13 protein-coding genes are annotated in these 16,184 nt (G+C 63.8%); 6 read left to right on the top strand and 7 right to left on the bottom strand.

The genetic code is table 11. The annotated features are described in order from the left end of the window. Positions 1 to 73: 73 nt before the first annotated feature. Positions 74 to 811, bottom strand: coding sequence for a TIGR00730 family Rossman fold protein (locus EKL02_RS17060; RefSeq protein ID WP_128903149.1), 738 nt, complete (start codon positions 809 to 811; stop codon positions 74 to 76). On the opposite strand from EKL02_RS17060, the gene polA reads away from it, so the two are divergent. The 3 genes from polA to EKL02_RS17045 all read left to right on the top strand — a co-directional run bounded on the left by polA (position 812) and on the right by EKL02_RS17045 (position 7,028). After that, positions 812 to 3,577: a DNA polymerase I gene (gene polA / locus EKL02_RS17055; protein ID WP_128903148.1), complete on the top strand. Its 2,766-nt coding sequence runs from the start codon at positions 812 to 814 to the stop codon at positions 3,575 to 3,577. Between the two features lie 132 nt (positions 3,578 to 3,709). Further along, the gene (locus EKL02_RS17050) at positions 3,710 to 4,444 is read left to right on the top strand and encodes a ZIP family metal transporter (protein WP_128903147.1); all 735 of its coding nucleotides are present in this window, start codon (positions 3,710 to 3,712) and stop codon (positions 4,442 to 4,444) included. Between the two features lie 139 nt (positions 4,445 to 4,583). Next, entirely contained in the window at positions 4,584 to 7,028 is a 2,445-nt protein-coding gene (locus EKL02_RS17045) for a patatin-like protein (protein ID WP_128903146.1), read from the top strand. An 18-nt stretch (positions 7,029 to 7,046) separates the two neighbouring features. On the opposite strand, the gene EKL02_RS17040 is transcribed toward EKL02_RS17045, so the two are convergent. From EKL02_RS17040 to EKL02_RS17025, 5 genes are read right to left on the bottom strand one after another with little or no spacing between them, the layout of a single operon-like run. Beyond that, on the bottom strand, positions 7,047 to 7,784 hold the full coding sequence (locus tag EKL02_RS17040; protein ID WP_164932059.1) for a methyltransferase domain-containing protein: 738 nt from the start codon (positions 7,782 to 7,784) through the stop codon (positions 7,047 to 7,049). Continuing rightward, complete coding sequence (locus EKL02_RS18305; RefSeq protein ID WP_164932058.1) at positions 7,777 to 8,418, bottom strand: alpha/beta hydrolase; 642 nt, start codon at positions 8,416 to 8,418, stop codon at positions 7,777 to 7,779. The genes EKL02_RS17040 and EKL02_RS18305 overlap by 8 nt, the downstream gene beginning before the upstream one ends. Before the next feature lie 9 nt (positions 8,419 to 8,427). Then, positions 8,428 to 9,285 (bottom strand): sulfurtransferase, encoded by an 858-nt coding sequence (locus EKL02_RS17035; protein ID WP_128903144.1) that lies wholly within the window; start codon positions 9,283 to 9,285, stop codon positions 8,428 to 8,430. 36 nt (positions 9,286 to 9,321) lie between these two features. Continuing rightward, on the bottom strand, positions 9,322 to 10,269 hold the full coding sequence (locus tag EKL02_RS17030) for a DMT family transporter (RefSeq protein ID WP_347232093.1): 948 nt from the start codon (positions 10,267 to 10,269) through the stop codon (positions 9,322 to 9,324). Between the two features lie 24 nt (positions 10,270 to 10,293). Continuing rightward, positions 10,294 to 11,394: an aromatic ring-hydroxylating dioxygenase subunit alpha gene (locus EKL02_RS17025; protein WP_128903143.1), complete on the bottom strand. Its 1,101-nt coding sequence runs from the start codon at positions 11,392 to 11,394 to the stop codon at positions 10,294 to 10,296. Positions 11,395 to 11,602: 208 nt separating this feature from the next. On the opposite strand from EKL02_RS17025, the gene EKL02_RS17020 reads away from it, so the two are divergent. Genes EKL02_RS17020 through EKL02_RS17010 form a run of 3 tightly spaced genes read left to right on the top strand, consistent with a single transcriptional unit; the run spans position 11,603 to position 14,947 of the window. Continuing rightward, positions 11,603 to 13,528 (top strand): adenylate/guanylate cyclase domain-containing protein, encoded by a 1,926-nt coding sequence (locus EKL02_RS17020; protein ID WP_164932057.1) that lies wholly within the window; start codon positions 11,603 to 11,605, stop codon positions 13,526 to 13,528. After that, on the top strand, positions 13,525 to 14,082 hold the full coding sequence (locus EKL02_RS17015; RefSeq protein ID WP_128903141.1) for an SH3 domain-containing protein: 558 nt from the start codon (positions 13,525 to 13,527) through the stop codon (positions 14,080 to 14,082). Before EKL02_RS17020 ends, EKL02_RS17015 begins: the two co-directional genes overlap by 4 nt. Before the next feature lies 1 nt (position 14,083). Next, complete coding sequence (locus tag EKL02_RS17010) at positions 14,084 to 14,947, top strand: M48 family metallopeptidase (RefSeq protein ID WP_128903140.1); 864 nt, start codon at positions 14,084 to 14,086, stop codon at positions 14,945 to 14,947. Between the two features lie 55 nt (positions 14,948 to 15,002). Here the strand turns inward: EKL02_RS17010 and alr are convergent, their stop codons facing one another. Then, complete coding sequence (alr, locus tag EKL02_RS17005; protein ID WP_128903139.1) at positions 15,003 to 16,178, bottom strand: alanine racemase; 1,176 nt, start codon at positions 16,176 to 16,178, stop codon at positions 15,003 to 15,005. Positions 16,179 to 16,184 lie beyond the last annotated feature (6 nt).

The following is a 16,184-nucleotide window of genomic DNA, read 5'->3' as shown; positions in this document are numbered from 1 at the left end:
TGCCATTAACCTGTTCATTGTAGCAAACCGCGCTGCCTTTTCTGCAAATAATGCGCGTTATGCCGCGCCGCTGCTACAGATACAGGGTTTTTTGCCGTTCTTCGTCGCTCGGCTCGAATTCGCGTTCTTCGTAAAAGGCAAAAATCGCATCGACAATATTCGTCGGTTCATCGATCAATTGCACGATGTCCAGGTCTTCCGGGCTGATCATGCCATCCTTGGCCAGCGTATTGCGGAACCAGTCCAGCAAGCCGCCCCAGAATGCCGTGCCGACCAGGATGACAGGAATGCGGCGCGTCTTGCCGGTCTGGATCAGGGTCAGCACTTCGGTCATTTCATCCAGCGTGCCAAAGCCGCCGGGCAAGACCACATAGGCATCGGCATACTTGACGAAGGCAACCTTGCGCGCAAAGAAGTGACGGAAGCTGATGGAGACGTCTTGCCAGATATTGCTGGTCTGTTCGCGCGGCAGTTCGATATTCAGTCCCACCGACAGCGACTTGCCTTCGAAAGCGCCCTTGTTGGCAGCTTCCATGATGCCGGGGCCGCCGCCGGAAATGACCGCCAGGCCAGCGTCGGAAAGGCGGCGGGCAATTTCGACGCCCTTCAGGTAATAAGGGTCTTCCGGCCTGGTGCGGGCAGAACCAAAGACCGAGACGGCCGGGCGCAGTTCAGACAGGTGTTCCGTGGCCTCGATAAATTCTGCCATAATCGTGAACATATGCCATGATTCGCGCGCCTTTTTCTCGGTGGCGCGCTCCCTGTGCGCAAGCTCCTGCAGCCGCGGCAGCTTTTTTCCATTCTGTTCCATATGCAAAAAACCTTACTGTTAGTTGACGGTTCCAGTTACCTGTACCGTGCGTTCCATGCGATGCCCGACTTGCGCAATGCCGAGGGTGCGCCCACGGGCGCCCTGTACGGCATCATCAACATGCTGCGCCGCCTGCATAATGATTACCCGGCAGCATACATCGCCTGTGTATTCGACGCAAAAGGCAAGACCTTCCGCGACGACCTGTATGCCGAGTACAAGGCCAACCGCGCTTCCATGCCGGACGACCTGGCGCTCCAGGTCGAGCCGATCCACGCGGCAGTCAAGGCCATGGGCTGGCCTGTGCTGACGGTCGAAGGCATCGAGGCCGACGACGTCATCGGCACGCTGGCGGTGGAGGCAGTCAGGCACGGCATGGAATGCATCATTTCCACCGGCGACAAGGACCTGGCGCAGCTGGTCAATGGCCAGGTCACGCTGGTCAATACCATGAGCAACGAGACGCTCGACCGCGCCGGCGTCATCGCCAAGTTCGGCGTGCCGCCCGAACGCATCGTCGATTACCTGACCCTGGTGGGCGACACCGTCGACAACGTGCCGGGCGTGCCCAAGGTCGGCCCCAAGACGGCGGTCAAATGGCTCACGCAATACGGCGACCTCGATGGCGTCATTGCCAACGCCGACAAGATCAGCGGCGTGGTGGGCGAGAACCTGCGCAAGTCGCTGGACTGGCTGCCGCAGGCGCGCGTGCTGGTGACCGTCAAGACCGATTGCGACCTGGTCAGGCACATGACCACGATCGCCGAATCGCTGCCGGTGCAGCAGCCGGACCGCGCCGCGCTGATCGAGGTGTACCGGCGCTATGGCTTCAAGACCTGGCTGCGCGAGGCGACCGGGAGTGACGGGGCTGCAGCGTCGCCGGGAGCGGGGCAGTCCGGCGCTCATGCCGAGCAGCAGGGCGACGCCCAGGGCGGGCTGTTCGCTGCCGAGCCGCCGGCCGCCGTCGAGTATGAAACCGTGCTGACCGAGGCGCAGCTGGACCTCTGGCTGGACAAGATCGCTGCCGCCGACCTGACTGCGATCGATACCGAAACCACGTCATTGAATCCCATGCAGGCGCAGCTGGTCGGCATCTCCTTGTGCTGCGAAGCCGGCAAGGCGGCCTACATCCCGGTGGCGCACCGCTACCAGGATGCGCCGCCGCAGCTGTCGCGCGAATTCGTCCTCGGCAAGCTGCGCGCATGGCTGGAAGACCCGGCCCGCCCCAAGGTCGGCCAGCACCTGAAATACGACAGCCACATTTTCGCCAACCATGGCGTCGCCTTGCGCGGCATCGTGCACGATACCCTGCTCGAATCCTACGTCTACGAGTCGCACAGGAGCCACGACATGGATAGCCTGGCGCTGCGCCACCTGAACCGCAAGACCATTACCTTCGAAGAGGTGTGCGGCAAGGGCGTCTCGCAACTGTGCTTCGATGAAGTCGAGCTTGGCCGCGCGACTGAATACGCCGCCGAGGATGCCGACGTCACCCTGCAGCTGCACCAGTCGCTGTGGCCACGCATCAGCAAGGATGCCGGACTGACCTACGTCTACCAGCAAATCGAGGTGCCGACCTCGGTGGTGCTGCAAAAGATCGAGCGCAATGGCGTGCTGATCGACCCGGACCGGCTGGCGGTGCAGTCCGGCGAGCTCGGCCGTCGCATGCTGGAAATCGAGCAGGAAGCGTATGCGCTGGCCGGCCAGCCGTTCAACCTGAATTCGCCCAAGCAGATCGGCGAAATCTTTTTCGGCAAGCTGAACCTGCCGGTGGTGAAAAAGACCCCCTCCGGCGCACCTTCCACCGACGAGGACGTGCTGCAAAAGCTGGCCGAGGATTACCCCTTGCCGAAGATCCTGCTCGACTACCGCGGCCTGTCCAAGCTGAAATCGACCTATACCGACAAGCTGCCGAAGATGATCGACGCCAACACCGGGCGCGTGCATACCAACTATGCGCAGGCGGTGGCGGTGACGGGGCGGTTGGCGTCGAACGAGCCGAACCTGCAGAATATCCCGATTCGCAATGCCGAAGGGCGGCGCATCCGCGAAGCCTTCATTGCGCCGGAAGGCAGCGTGATCGTCTCGGCCGACTATTCGCAGATCGAACTGCGCATCATGGCGCATATCTCGGAAGATGCCAGCATGCTGCGCGCCTTCGCCGAGGGCATCGACATCCACCGCGCCACCGCCGCCGAGATTTTCAACGTGTCGCCCGGCGACGTCACCAGCGAGCAGCGCCGCTATGCCAAGGTCATCAATTTCGGCCTGATCTATGGCATGAGCGCCTTTGGCCTTGCCGCCAACCTCGGCATCGAGCGCGCCGCCGCGCAAATGTATATCGAGCGCTATTTCCAGCGCTTTGCCGGCGTAGCCCAATACATGGCCGACACCCGTGCCCAGGCCAAGGCACGCGGCTATGTCGAAACCGTGTTCGGCCGCCGCCTGTGGTTGCCGGAAATCAATTCGCCCAACGGCCCGCGCCGGCAGGGCGCCGAGCGCGCCGCCATCAATGCACCGATGCAGGGCACCGCCGCCGACCTGATCAAGCTGTCGATGATTGCCGTGCAGGACTGGCTGGAGCGCGATGGCATGCAATCGAAAATGGTGATGCAGGTGCATGACGAACTGGTGCTGGAAGTGCCGCAGGCGGAACTGGCGCTGGTGCAGGAAAAGCTGCCGGCACTGATGGCCGGTGTGGCGCAGCTGAAGGTGCCGCTGATCGCCGAAGTCGGCGTGGGCAGCAACTGGGACGAGGCGCATTGATGTTTTCAAATGCGCGGCGGCGTTTGCCGAAATGCCCCGCATGTGTTTTAATTTGCCTCCTTTCCGTACTGTACAGGTTGCAAAATTAACTCGACGCTGACTTCCATCCTGCTGACCACCACGCTGGCGGGGGTGATCAGCATCTCCGCCGCCGCCATCCTTTCCTTCGGCCTGCTGGGGAAAATGGTGGAGCGCATGGTCAGCCTGTCGGTCGGCATCCTGCTGTCGACCTCCCTGCTGCACGCCCTGCCCAAAGCCTTCGATTCGCACGCCGACACGCACACCCTGTTCGCCATCCTGCTGGGCGGCCTGCTGGGGTTCTTCCTGCTGGAGAAAATGGCGATCCTGCGCCATTCCCACCATTACGAAGGCGACGGCCACCATCACGAGCATGGCCACGATGCCCACGAAGCCGGCAAGTCCGGCTGGATGATCCTGGTGGGCGACGGCCTGCACAATTTCACCGACGGCATCCTGATCGCCGCGGCCTTCCTGGCCGACCCCAATCTGGGCATCATCGCCGCGGTCGCCATCATTGCCCATGAAATTCCGCAGGAAATCGGCGATTTCATCGTCTTGCTCAACGCCGGTTTTTCGCGCACCCGCGCCTATATCTACAACCTGCTGTGCAGCCTGATGGCGGTGGTCGGCGGCCTGCTCGGTTATTTCACGCTGCAGCAGGCCACCGACTGGATTCCCTACGTGCTGGTGTTTGCCTCCTCGGGCTTCATCTACATCGCGGTGAGCGACCTCATGCCGCAGATGCAGCGCCGCGCCACCCTGCGCGAGACGATCCCCCAGGTGCTGCTGATCGCACTGGGCGTGGCGATCGTCCTGTTCCTGACCGGCGGCGCCCACAGCCACTGAGTAGCGCTGGCGCCCGTCAAGCCGGGCTTGACGCCGGTAATCGATAAGATCAGACTGGTACCGGCGCAGGTATGCGCCCCAGGCCGGGGCGATATGCCGCACAAGAATTTCCTTTCCTCCGGCAAAGTCGGGCTTGACCATGAAAGAGAAAGAACTACGGCTGGCAATCGTGTTCTTCGGCGGGGTATCGCTTGCCGTGTATCAGCATGGCATCAATCGCGAAATCCTCAACCTGGTGCGGGCCTCCGGGTTTTATCACCGCACTCTGGAAGGCGGGGGCAGCGCGTCCGCTGCCTTTCACGACAGCTATCCTGACGAACCGTCGCGCTCGACCGGCAGCGTCTACCTGCAGTTCCTGGAGAAAATCGGCCAGCACTTGTCCCTGCGCGTGATCGTGGACGTGATTTCCGGCGCTTCCGCGGGTGGCATGAACGGCATCGCACTGGCCCGCGCGCTGGCGCATGACCTGAGCCTCGCGCCGCTGACCGACATGTGGCTGAATGACGCCGACATGCTCAAGCTGCTGGCGCCGGAAGCCAAGGCGAAACTCTGGAACAAGTGGATTTTCTGGCCCTTCGTGCGGCCCATGCTGACGCGCCTGCATCGCGAAGGCTTAATCGCCGGCAAGATCGACGAGGAAATGGCGGAGCGGGTCTCCGTGTTTCTGCGTTCACGCTGGTTCAAGCCGCCGCTGGATGGCCGCCGTCTTGCCACCCTGGTGCTGGATGGCCTGAGCGCCATGGAAAAACCCGGCGGGCAGCGCAATTCGCTGCTGCCGCCCGGGACCAGGCTCGATTTGCAAGTCACGGCAACCGACTATGGCGGGCTGGACCGGCCGATCTTCATTCACGATCCGCCGGTCATCAAGGAGCGCGAGCACCGGCATATCATGCGGTTTCGCCTCGAGCATGACAGAGCCGGGCATCTGCAAAGCGATTTCGATCTCGACAACGTGCCCTCGCTGGCGTTTGCCGCCCGTGCCTCGGCGTCCTACCCAGGCGCCTTTCCGCCGGCCCAGCTGGGCGAGATGGATGACCTGCTGGCGTCACGGCACCAGCCCTGGCCGGCGCGCGCACGCTTTGTCGCCAACAATTTCAGTGGCTATCGCGAACAGGGCATGCATCCGGAAGATGCCGTGCTGCTGGATGGCAGCATCCTCGACAACAAGCCGATCATGGCCACGCTCGAGGCGATCCGCACGCATAGCGCCTACCGCGAGGTGGATCGCCGCCTGGTGTATATCGACCCGCACTCGCGCATGGACAAGCCGCCGCCCAGCAGCAGCGTGCCGGGATTTTTCACTACCCTGCGCGGCGCGCTTTCCGACTTGCCGCGCACCGCGCCGACCTACAACGAACTGGCCAACGTCAGCCGCTACAACAAGCAGGTGCGGCGTCTGAAGGAAACCATTCTGCACGCCAGGTCGCAGGTGGCGAAATTGCTGGAACAATCCACCGGCGGGCGCCTCAGCGGCGACTTCACGCTCAATGAGCTGCGCCACTGGCGCCTGATTTCCACCAACCTCCTGGCCGGGACCCCGATCGTCTACGACTCGTACATGCGCGCGCTGGTGCTGGAGGCGCTGGATTTCGTCGCGGTCCTGATCAGCGACGCTTGCGGCTTTGCCAGGGAATCCACGGCGTCGCACCGGGTGCAGGACGCGGTGGAAGGCTGGGCGGTACACCAGGGGATCTTGCTGGCCGATTCTTACCACATGCCCGACGCCGCGCAGGAAAATACCGATATGCCGGCTTTCGCCAGGATGGTGATCGACTTCGGGCTGGTATACAAGCGGCGCCGGCTGCATTTCGTGCTGCATGAAATCAATGACCTTTATGGCAATGACGCTTCGGCGACCGCCTGTTCGCCGGTGCCGGAGGACCTCGATCTGCTCAAGATACAGATCCACAAGCTCATCGATGAAATGGCCATGTACGACGACAGCAGCTTCCTGAGTGCGCAGGCAGTCGCAATGTGCCGCAAGCTGTTCCCGGCGGAGCCGGGCCGGCTGCCTGGCGGGATCCCGGTCGACACTGCCGCCTTGACGGCGCTGGTCAAGCGGCTGGGCATCGAATCCGACCTGGCCCGCCGCCTTGATGATGCCGACGCGGTGTTGTCGTCCGCGCTGGTGCAGAATCTCGCACCGCACTGCCGCAGCGCCATCCTGGCCAGCTACCTGGGATATTTTTACTGGGACATCATCCTGCGCCCGGTGGTCAGTGCCCTGGCGCTGGAAGCCGGGCCGATCGAAGAAGTCCTGATCGACCGCATCAGTCCGGACGATGCCCTGGCGCTGGCGCCGCCCGAGGCGACCAGGATGCTGCTGGGCGGGACCTTTGCCGGATTTGGCGGATTCCTGAGCCGTGCCACGCGCGAGAACGATTATCTGTGGGGACGGCTGCATGCCGTCGACCGCCTGTTCGACATACTCGCCGCCACGGCGGCAGAAGCCGTGCCGACGCCGATCGACTTTCCAGCCTTGAAAAAAGCGGCATTTGCATGCGTGATCGAAGAAGAGGCGGCGCGCCTGACCCTGATCCCCGATCTCGTGGCGCGCATCCGCGCAGCGATTGCCGCGTTGTAGCGAGGCGGCGCGCCGCGGTCACTTTTCCAGGCAAAAAAAGCCGATCTCGTAATTGGCGGCGATGCCCTGTTCGAGTTGCCGCAATACCGGCCTCAAGGCAGCAGGCCGGTGGCCGGGGCGCGGCTGGTCGGCGCCAATGGCGCGCAGGCTGTGGGCAAATGACCTGCCATTGGCATGCTGCTCGGTGAGCGAAATTTTCCGGGCGTGCAGGCGGCCCGGGTGCAAATCCTGGATGCTCGCCAGCAGCGCGTCGTAATCCGGGCAGGGATGCAGCCCGGCCGGTAGATGCAAGCGTTCATGGGCGGCGCGCCATTGCGCAAAGGAGCCATCCAGCAAGACGCTGAAGGCCAGCACGCGGCTGCCGGCGAAGTGCCGCGCCAGGACCGGCGGCAAGGGGTCGAACCACTGGAAACACATGGTCGAGACGATCCAGTCCGGCGCCGGATCAAAACTGGCCTCGCGGCCGTCGCAGACGGAGAATTGCAGCCCGGGGGCAGGCGCGAAGCCTGCCTGGCATTGCGCGACCATGGCGGGGGCAAGGTCGGTGGCACGCAGGCTGGCGCCAGGATAGCGGGCGTGCAGCAGGCGCGTGAAAAAGCCGGTGCCGCAGCCGATTTCGACAATGCTGGCTGGCGCGGCCAGGCCCAGTTGCGCCAGCCATGCGTCGAACTGGCTGGCAGCTTCTTTCTGGATGTTGGCGGCCTGTTCGTAGCGTCCGGCGGCAGCGGAAAAGCGTGTGGCGATGTGGCTAGGCATGAAGGTTCCGGATAAAGGCGGCAATGGCATCCGCGGCCGTTGCCGGCTCGCGCAGCAGCTGCATGTGGTCGCCGCCAAATTCCTGCAGGGTGCCGGCCCCGGCAAAGCAGGCATGGGTCAGCGCGGGCGGCACGATGGCGTCTGCGCGGGTGGCCAGCGCCAGTATCGGGCAGTCGGGCAGGGCGAGGTTGAGGTCGCGCAAGCGGCCCAGATGTTCCTGCAGCAAGGCCTGGTCGAGAACCGCGGGAGGTGCCGAAGGCATGCCGCAATGCGCCTGGAAGTCGCGCACGGTGCCCTGCGCATCGCGTTCCAGGTGCGCCTGCATGGCTTGCAGCAACCGCACCGGCGTGCCCTCCGGGTGGCCGGGGTGGCGGCAAAAGCGGGTAAAGCCATTCAGCGAGATGGCGGCATGCCAGGACTGCGGCTGTTGCAGCAGCCAGGCGAAGCCATAGGAGTGGCCGAGCGCAATCCATTGTATGCCCTGGGCCAGTTGCGGGGCTTGCGGCGCGCCGTGAAAACCGAGGTCGAAACTGGCGCAGGCGGCATCCGGCAGGCGCTGCAGCAAGGCCTGCCGCAGCGGCGCGATTGCCTGCGCGTCAAAGGACCAGCCATGACAGAATGCAAAACCAATCATGGCATTTTTTTATTCAGGTCCTTGCGCCACCGGCCGGGTCGGGTCGGCGCACCATTCGCTCCACGAACCCGGATAGAGCGCCGCGCCCGGCAAGCCTGCCACTTCCAGCGCCAGCAGGTTGTGGCAGGCGGTGACGCCGGAGCCGCACTGCATGACGCCGGTTTGCGGCGCAGGCAGGAGCTGCTGCCATTCCGCCCGCAATTGCGCCGCCGGCTTGAAGCTGCCGTCGGCCTGCAGGTTATCCTTGAAAAAGCGGTTCTTCGCCCCGGGGATATGGCCGCCGACCGGGTCGATGGTTTCATTCTCGCCGCGGAAGCGGTCCGGCGCGCGCGCATCGATGACGGTGCGTGCCTGCGCCTGCAGGTTGGCGACCAGCGCGGCGGCATCGACTGTGGCGACCAGCGGCGCCTGCGCGATGAAGTCACCATAGGGCTTGCCGCGCAATTCCGCCGACAGCCACATGCCCGAGGCCGTCCATGCCTGCACGCCGCCGTCCAGCACCGCGACCGCCTCATGCCCGACCCAGCGCAAAAGCCACCACAGGCGCGCGGCGAACATGCCGCCCTGGCCATCGTAGGCGACGACCTGGGACTTGTTGTTGATGCCCCAGCGGCGCAGGGTTTCAATGAAGGCGGCGCGCTCGGGTAGCGGGTGGCGGCCGAGGAAATTGCCCTGTGCATCCGTCTTGCCGCCGGACAGATCGCGGTCCAGGTGGGCAAATTGGGCGCCGGGGATGTGGCCTGCCTCGTAGGTCAGGCGGCCGGCATCGGGCAGGGCGAGGTCATGGCGGCAATCGATGACGACCCAGTCCGGCTCAAGCGCGTGGTGGGCCAGTTCGCTGGCAGAGATCAGGGTGGTGTGACGCATCTCGGGCTCCTGGAGTCGGGCTGACGCCGGCCTCATCTACATTTCCGCGGCAATCGGGTCGGCTGCGCCAGCGGCAGGGGTCCTGGCTGGCGGGGTATTGCGCGCATTGTAATACGTTGCGGCAATTCCGCTCAAAAGAATGATCCCCATGCCGGCCCAGCTGATGGCCGGCAGCAGGTCATCCCACAGCAGGATGCCCCAGATGCTGGCAAAAACGATGCCGCTGTATTGCAGGTTGGCAGTGAGCAAAACGCGCCCAAGGCGGTAGGCGCGCGTCATGGCCATCTGGGCGATGGTGGCGCACAGCCCCACCCCCAGCAACAGCCACAGGCCCGGCAGCACCTGCGGATCTGCCGCCGGCGCGCTGGCGGCGGGGCCGGCAATCGCGGCGTCGAAGAACATGCCCAGCAGGCCGGTGGCCATGCCGGTCACGGAAAAATAAAAGACGATCAGCTGGTCGGCTTCGCCCATCTGGCCCAGGCGCCGCACCTGCATGTACGCCAGCGCGCTCAGGAAGCTCGACGCCACCGCCATCATGCCGCCTGTCCATTGTTCGGCATGGATGCTCGGGCGCAGCAGCATGACGACGCCGATGAAGCTGATGATGATGGCGCCGGCCACGCCCCACTCGAAGCGCTGCTGCGCGCGGCGCCAGGCGAGGCCGAAGACGATGGCCGCGATCCAGATCGGCGACATGTAGTTGAGTGTCATGGCGGTGGCCAGCGGCAGCTTGCCGATCGCATAGAACCATAGCCACAGGGCGGTCGAGCCGACCGCGCCGCGCCACAGGTGGCCCCAGGGATGGCGCGTGCGGAAACTGCCGCCGCGCAGGAAAATCAGGGACGCCATCGCGACTGCGCCAAAAAGGCCGCGGAAGGTGACGATTTCGGAAGCGGAGTACCACCCGGAAGCGAGCTTGACGCACACGCCCATGATGGAAAACATGAGGGATGCGAACAGCATCCACATCGACTGGGCTGGCAAACGGTACTCCGGTTTTTGCGGCGCTTACACGTCGATTTTGGCGCGATACCACTCGTGGAAGTGCTGCATGCCGTCTTCCATCGGCGACTGGTAGGGGCCGACCTCGTTTTCGCCGCGGTCCATCAGGATCTTGCGGCCGGCATCCATGCGCTGGCCGATCTCGTCATCCTCGATGCAGGTTTCCATGTAGGCGGCGCGCTCGGCCTCGACGAATTCGCGCTCGAACAGCACGATCTCTTCGGGGTAGTAGAACTCCACGACGTTGGTGGTCTTTTGCGGGCCGTTGGGCCACAGGGTCGAGACCACCAGCACATGCGGATACCACTCGACCATGATGTTCGGGTAGAGCGTGAGCCAGATGGCGCCGTACTTGGGCGCTTCGCCGTTGCGGAACTTGAGCACCTGCTCCTGCCATTTCTGGTACGCGGGCGAGCCGGATTTTTGCAGGCCGCGGTGGACGCCCACGGTCTGCACGCTGTAGTCGGGGCCGAATTCCCAGCGCAGGTCGTCGCAGGAAACGAAGCTGCCCAGGCCCGGATGGAAAGGCTCGACGTGGTAATCCTCGAGATAGACCTCGATGAAGGTCTTCCAGTTGTAGTCGCATTCATGGACTTCGACGTGGTCGAACATGTAACCGGAAAAATCCAGGTCACGGGCCACGCCAAGATTGGCCAGCATGTCGCGCACCTTGACGCCATTGTCCTCGAACAGCAGGCCGTTCCAGTTCTGCAAAGGCGTCTTCGACAGGTTCAGGCAGGGCGTGTCGGCGAAATGCGGCGCGCCGATCAGTTCGCCCTTCAGGTCATAGGTCCAGCGGTGCAGCGGGCAGACGATATTGTGCGCGTTGCCGCGGCCATTGAACATTTTCGCCTGGCGGTGGCGGCAGACGTTGGACAGCAGTTCGATGCCCTGCTGGCCGCGCACCAGCATGCGGCCCTCGTTTTCCCAGGGCAGCGTGGCGAAATCGCCCGCCTCGGGCACGAGCAATTCGTGGCCGGCATAGCGCGGGCCACTGCGAAACAGTTGTTGAATTTCCTGCTGAAGCAGGCGTTCGTCGAAGTATACGTGGACCGGAAGTTGCGCATGCGAACGCGCAAGCTTGGCAATAGTAGCCAGATCGGACATCCCCACCCCCAAATTAATTTGCACCAACCTAAGAGAGAAAGAATCCGCAAAAACCTGTGTTCAAATAAATATGAAACGGAAATTTTGGACAGAACCCGCAATTATACCCGACCCCGCCAGGAAGGGGTATCCCGCCGCGGAACAGGCTGTGGTTGCGAGAATGGCATGCTTCCGGATAAGATTTCCTATAATCAATTCTGGCTTGGGCATGCGCTTTCTCTTTTCCTCCAAGGATCATCATTCGTCGTGGCGCTGGCATGGATTGCTGGCGCTGTTGTTTGTTGCTGCCCTGGCCCTCGAACTGTTTGGCGTGCAGTTATTCGCCCTGACCGAATCGCGCCTGGCCGATGTCTACCAGCGGCGCCACGCTGCCGAACTGGCGCCGGACCCCGACATCATGGTGGTCGATATCGATGACGCCAGCATGGTCGAGATGCAGGAAATTGCCGGTCTGTGGTCGTGGTCGCGCGAAATTCATGCCGACTTGCTGGAAGTGTTGAATGAATTCCGGCCACGCGCCATCGTGTTCGACATGACGTTTTCAGTACGCGATGCGCGGCGGCCGGCAGGCGATGCACGCCTGGATGAGGCGGTCAACGCGTCGGCCGCCGTTTATTTGGCGGCCACGCGCCTGGCTGCAGACAGGGACGCGGCCGGTGCGCAACTGGCCCCGCTGGCAGCCGCCTTCGGCATGGCTGGTAGTGGGGCTGCCAACGCCCGGGCAGCCATTGAGTTGCCGCACGCAATCGAGCCTGGCGTCTGGCGCCTGGGCCTGATCAACAGCGCCAAGGATGACGATGGCAGGCTGCGGCGTTACCGTTTATATACGGACGTGCAGGGCTGGCGCTTGCCGTCGCTGCCTGCGCGGGTCGTGCAAGGCCTGGCCCCAGGCCGGATGCAAGCGCGAGGGCAGGGCGGCCGCTTGCCGGACGGCGGCGATTTCCTGATGCGCTGGGCTGGCGACCTGCATCGGCACATTTCCTATGGCACCCTGTACAAGACCCTGACGCAAAATCGCATGCATCTGGGCGAGGCGGAGCGCCGTGCATACGATGCGACGCTGGCGCCGCTGTTTCAGAACAAGATCATCGTCATCGGCTCGTCGGCATCGAGCTCCTTCGACCATCACCTGACGCCGCTGGGGAGCAATATTCCCGGCGTCGATATCCTTGCCACGGCGATCGACAACCTCAAGAACGGGCATGTCGTGCGGCCGGTGCCTGTCGTCGTGCCATTTGCCTTTGGCGCGCTGCTGATCGCCGCGCTGGCCTGGGCCTTTGCGTTGCGCAGCAATCCCATGGCGATCGGCCTGGCGCTGGCGCTGGTTTCGCTGGCCGCGCTCGCGGCGGCCGATGCCGCGCTGGCGCGCGACCGGCTCTTGCCGGTCGCGACCCCGCTGGCAGTTGCCTGGGCGTGGTATCTGCTGGCAGCGATCGGCGGTTACCTGCGCGAACGGCGCTCGCGCGAGCAGGCGGTGGCGCTGTTCGGCCGCTTCCTGAATCCGAACGTGGTGCGGCAGATCGTCGAGCAGGGCGAAACCGTGGAAAGCATGTCCGGCCGCACCTCGCAACTGACGGTGCTGTTTTCGGACATCCGCGGCTTTACCACCCTGTCGGAGACGCGCGACCCGCATGAAGTGGTGAACCTCTTGAACCGCTATTTCGAGCGCCAGGTCGATGTGGTGTTCCGGCATGGCGGCACGCTCGACAAGTTCATCGGCGACTGCATCATGGCATTCTGGGGCGCGCCGGTGGATGACCCCGCGCATGCCGCGCACGCCGTGGCGGCGGCGCTGGAAATGCAGGAAGTGCTGCTGGAATTCAAACAGGAATTGCAGGGCGAGGGCGCCGATATCGCCGGGTTCGATGTGGGCATCGGTGTACACTCCGGACCCGCTGTGGTAGGCTTTATTGGTGCTCAAAAGAAACTCGACTACACGGCGATCGGCGATACCGTCAACCTCGCCAGCCGGGTCGAAGGCTTGACCAAGGGCGTGGCGCGGGTACTGGTCACGCGCGACACCGTGCAGGCGTGCGGCGCGGATGCCGCCATTGATTTTATTGCCCGCGGCGCGTTCGCGGTCAAGGGGCGCGCCGCCGCCGTTGAATTGTTCGAACCCGTGAGGAAGTCATGATGAGAGGATATGGCCTGGCGCTCCTGCTGCTGGCCTGCGCGGCGCAGGCCGAGCCGGCACTGACCAGTCGCGCCACCGACCTGATGGCGCAGCCGCAATCGGATGCGAACAAGCTGGCCTCCCTGGCGGAAAACGACCGGGTCGAGGTGCTGCGCCGCAGTGGCGCCTGGAGCGAGGTCAAGACAGGCGCCGGGCAGGCCGGCTGGGTGCGCATGATGCACCTGAAACCGTCCGGCGCCGCCGGCAAACCCGGCACGGCCTCGTCCAATCCGGCCGACGCACTGGCCAACCTGCTGGGTTCGGGGCGCCGCGCCAATAACGCCACCGTGACGACCGGCGTGCGCGGCCTGACGAAAGAAGAGTTGCAAAACGCCCACGCCAATCCCGAAGAATTCAAAAAAATGCAGCGCTATGCCGTTGCCGGCAGTGCCGGCCAGGAGTTCGCCCGGCGCAGCAAGCTGGCGCCGACGCAACTTGGCTATCTTGAGGATGCCAAGCCGGCTGCGGCGCCCTCGCCGGCGGGCGACATGGTTCCCGGCATGGGAGGCGGCTGACATGAAAACGCTGGCAAAGATCACCTGCGCGCTGACCCTGGTACTGGTGTCGGGCGGCGCTCTTGCACAGTTTGGCGGCTTTAACCTGCCAGGCTTCGGGCGCGGCGCGGACAGCGGCAAGGGCGTCAATTTCGGCAACCTGCTGGGCAATCTCGGCAAGGCCGTGGCCGAGCCGACCGAGCAGGAAGAAATCGCGCTCGGGCAAGAGTTCGCCGCCACCCTGCTGGGCGCCAAGCCCCTGCTGAACAACCCGGGCATGCAGCGCTATGTCAATACGTTGGGACGCTGGCTGGCTGCGCAAACCGAGCGCCCCGACTTGCCGTGGACTTTCGGCGTGCTCGATGACAATGGCTATAACGCCTTTGCCACGCCGGGCGGTTATATTTTCGTGACCCGCGGGCTGATGGAGCGCATGCGCAGCGAAGCCGAGCTGGCTGGCGTGCTGGCCCATGAAATCGGCCATGTGCTCAAGAAGCACCACCTGAATGCGGTCAAGGCGAGCGGCTGGTCCGGCATCGCCGGCGAACTGGTGAACGCGAAAACCGGCGGCAATGCGAAACTGACCGAGTTTGCCAAGGGCATCATGGCGCGCGGCCTCGACAAGGAAGATGAATTCGAGGCGGACCGCCTGGGCGTGGTGATTGCCGCGCGCGCCGGTTATGACCCCTTTGGCCTGCCGGCGGTATTGCAGGTGCTGCAGGGCGAAAGCAGCCAGGATTCCGGCTTTGCGCTGATGTTCGAAACCCACCCGGCGCCGGCGGACCGCCTTGGCCGGCTGGATGCGCTCATGCAGGGGCGTTTCGATGCCCTGCCGTCCAGCCAGGGCAAGCCGCTCAAGGAGCGCCTGAAGGAATTCGGCAAGTAAGCCAGGGTGCGCACGGGCGCAGGCAACGGGCTGATGGCGCCACCGATGTCTGCGCTCACAGGGATGAAACGGCTTCGCCGTAGGGCGCTTCTTCGCAGGCGGCGGATACATCCCGATACGTGCGATGAAAGCGGTTGCCCAGGCTTGTCAGGATTTCGTAACCGATCGTTCCGGAGTGTGCGGCGACCGCGTCCACCGACTGGTGCGGGCCGAGCAACTCGACCATCGTGCCCGGGAGCAGCCTGCCTTCATTGATGCCGCTGACATCCAGCGTTATGCTGTCCATCGATACCGTCCCCACGATGGGGGCGCATATCCCGTCGATGAATGCCATTCCCCGATTGCTCATCGACCGCATCCATCCATCCGCGTAACCGATGGCGACCGTCGCAATCACGCGTTTTCCGGCGGCGCGGTATGTCATGCCATAGCCGACGCAATTCCCCGCGCCGATCGTCCGTGTCTGAATGATCTTGCCCTGCAATGTGACGACCGGATGCATTGGATTGGCTTCGCCTGCGATTGGCGCCAGGCCGTACAACGCCGCCCCGGGACGCACCAGGTCGAACTGGTAGGGCCCGCCTAGAAAAATACCCGACGAATTGGCGAGGCTTGCGGGCATGGCCGGGAAGCGGGACCGGAGCGTCAAGAAACGGCGCAATTGCATCTCGTTCATGGAATGCGTCGGCAAATCGGCGCAGGCGAGATGGCTCATCAAATAGCGCAGGTCGATGGCATTCAGAGAAGACTGATACAGAAGCAGCAGCTCGGCTTCATCGGGCGCCAAGCCCATGCGTGACATGCCGGTATCGACTTGAATCACTGCGGCAAGCCGCCGGCCGAGACGGTGGCACAGCTTGCGCCAGCCTGCAACCTGTTGCAGGCTGTTGAGCACCGGGATTAGCCCGTGCTCGATGCATTCCTGCTCTGCGCCCGGCGGCGGGCCATGCAGAACGAAAATTTCGCTGCGGGCGGCAAGACACCGGCGCAGCGCGATGCCCTCGTCCAGATGCGCCACAAAAAAATGGCGGCAACCGTCCTGTTCCAAAACCGGCGCAATCCTGCCCGCGCCCAGGCTATACGCATCGGCCTTCAACACGGCGGCACAAGTTGCCTTTCCTGCCTGGCGGCACAGCAGACGGTAGTTGCGGCGGATTGCTCCCAGGTCGATGCACAGGCTTGCGCCCGCATGGGCGCTCGACGGATAAGCTGAATATGCGGCATTTGCCATGGCAGC

The organism is Janthinobacterium sp. 17J80-10, from assembly GCF_004114795.1.
Lineage (GTDB): Bacteria > Pseudomonadota > Gammaproteobacteria > Burkholderiales > Burkholderiaceae_D > Paucimonas.
This window is presented reverse-complemented; position numbering and strand designations above follow the sequence as displayed.

What these genes read in the sequence shown, in the direction of transcription:
- EKL02_RS17060 (WP_128903149.1), bottom strand. Translation starts at nt 811, where the DNA reads ATGGAACAGAATGGAAAAAAGCTGCCGCGGCTGCAGGAGCTTGCGCAC.
- polA (WP_128903148.1), top strand. Translation starts at nt 812, where the DNA reads ATGCAAAAAACCTTACTGTTAGTTGACGGTTCCAGTTACCTGTACCGT.
- EKL02_RS17045 (WP_128903146.1), top strand. Translation starts at nt 4,584, where the DNA reads ATGAAAGAGAAAGAACTACGGCTGGCAATCGTGTTCTTCGGCGGGGTA.
- EKL02_RS17040 (WP_164932059.1), bottom strand. Translation starts at nt 7,784, where the DNA reads ATGCCTAGCCACATCGCCACACGCTTTTCCGCTGCCGCCGGACGCTAC.
- EKL02_RS18305 (WP_164932058.1), bottom strand. Translation starts at nt 8,418, where the DNA reads ATGATTGGTTTTGCATTCTGTCATGGCTGGTCCTTTGACGCGCAGGCA.
- EKL02_RS17035 (WP_128903144.1), bottom strand. Translation starts at nt 9,285, where the DNA reads ATGCGTCACACCACCCTGATCTCTGCCAGCGAACTGGCCCACCACGCG.
- EKL02_RS17025 (WP_128903143.1), bottom strand. Translation starts at nt 11,394, where the DNA reads ATGTCCGATCTGGCTACTATTGCCAAGCTTGCGCGTTCGCATGCGCAA.
- EKL02_RS17020 (WP_164932057.1), top strand. Translation starts at nt 11,603, where the DNA reads ATGCGCTTTCTCTTTTCCTCCAAGGATCATCATTCGTCGTGGCGCTGG.
- EKL02_RS17015 (WP_128903141.1), top strand. Translation starts at nt 13,525, where the DNA reads ATGATGAGAGGATATGGCCTGGCGCTCCTGCTGCTGGCCTGCGCGGCG.
- EKL02_RS17010 (WP_128903140.1), top strand. Translation starts at nt 14,084, where the DNA reads ATGAAAACGCTGGCAAAGATCACCTGCGCGCTGACCCTGGTACTGGTG.
- alr (WP_128903139.1), bottom strand. Translation starts at nt 16,178, where the DNA reads ATGGCAAATGCCGCATATTCAGCTTATCCGTCGAGCGCCCATGCGGGC.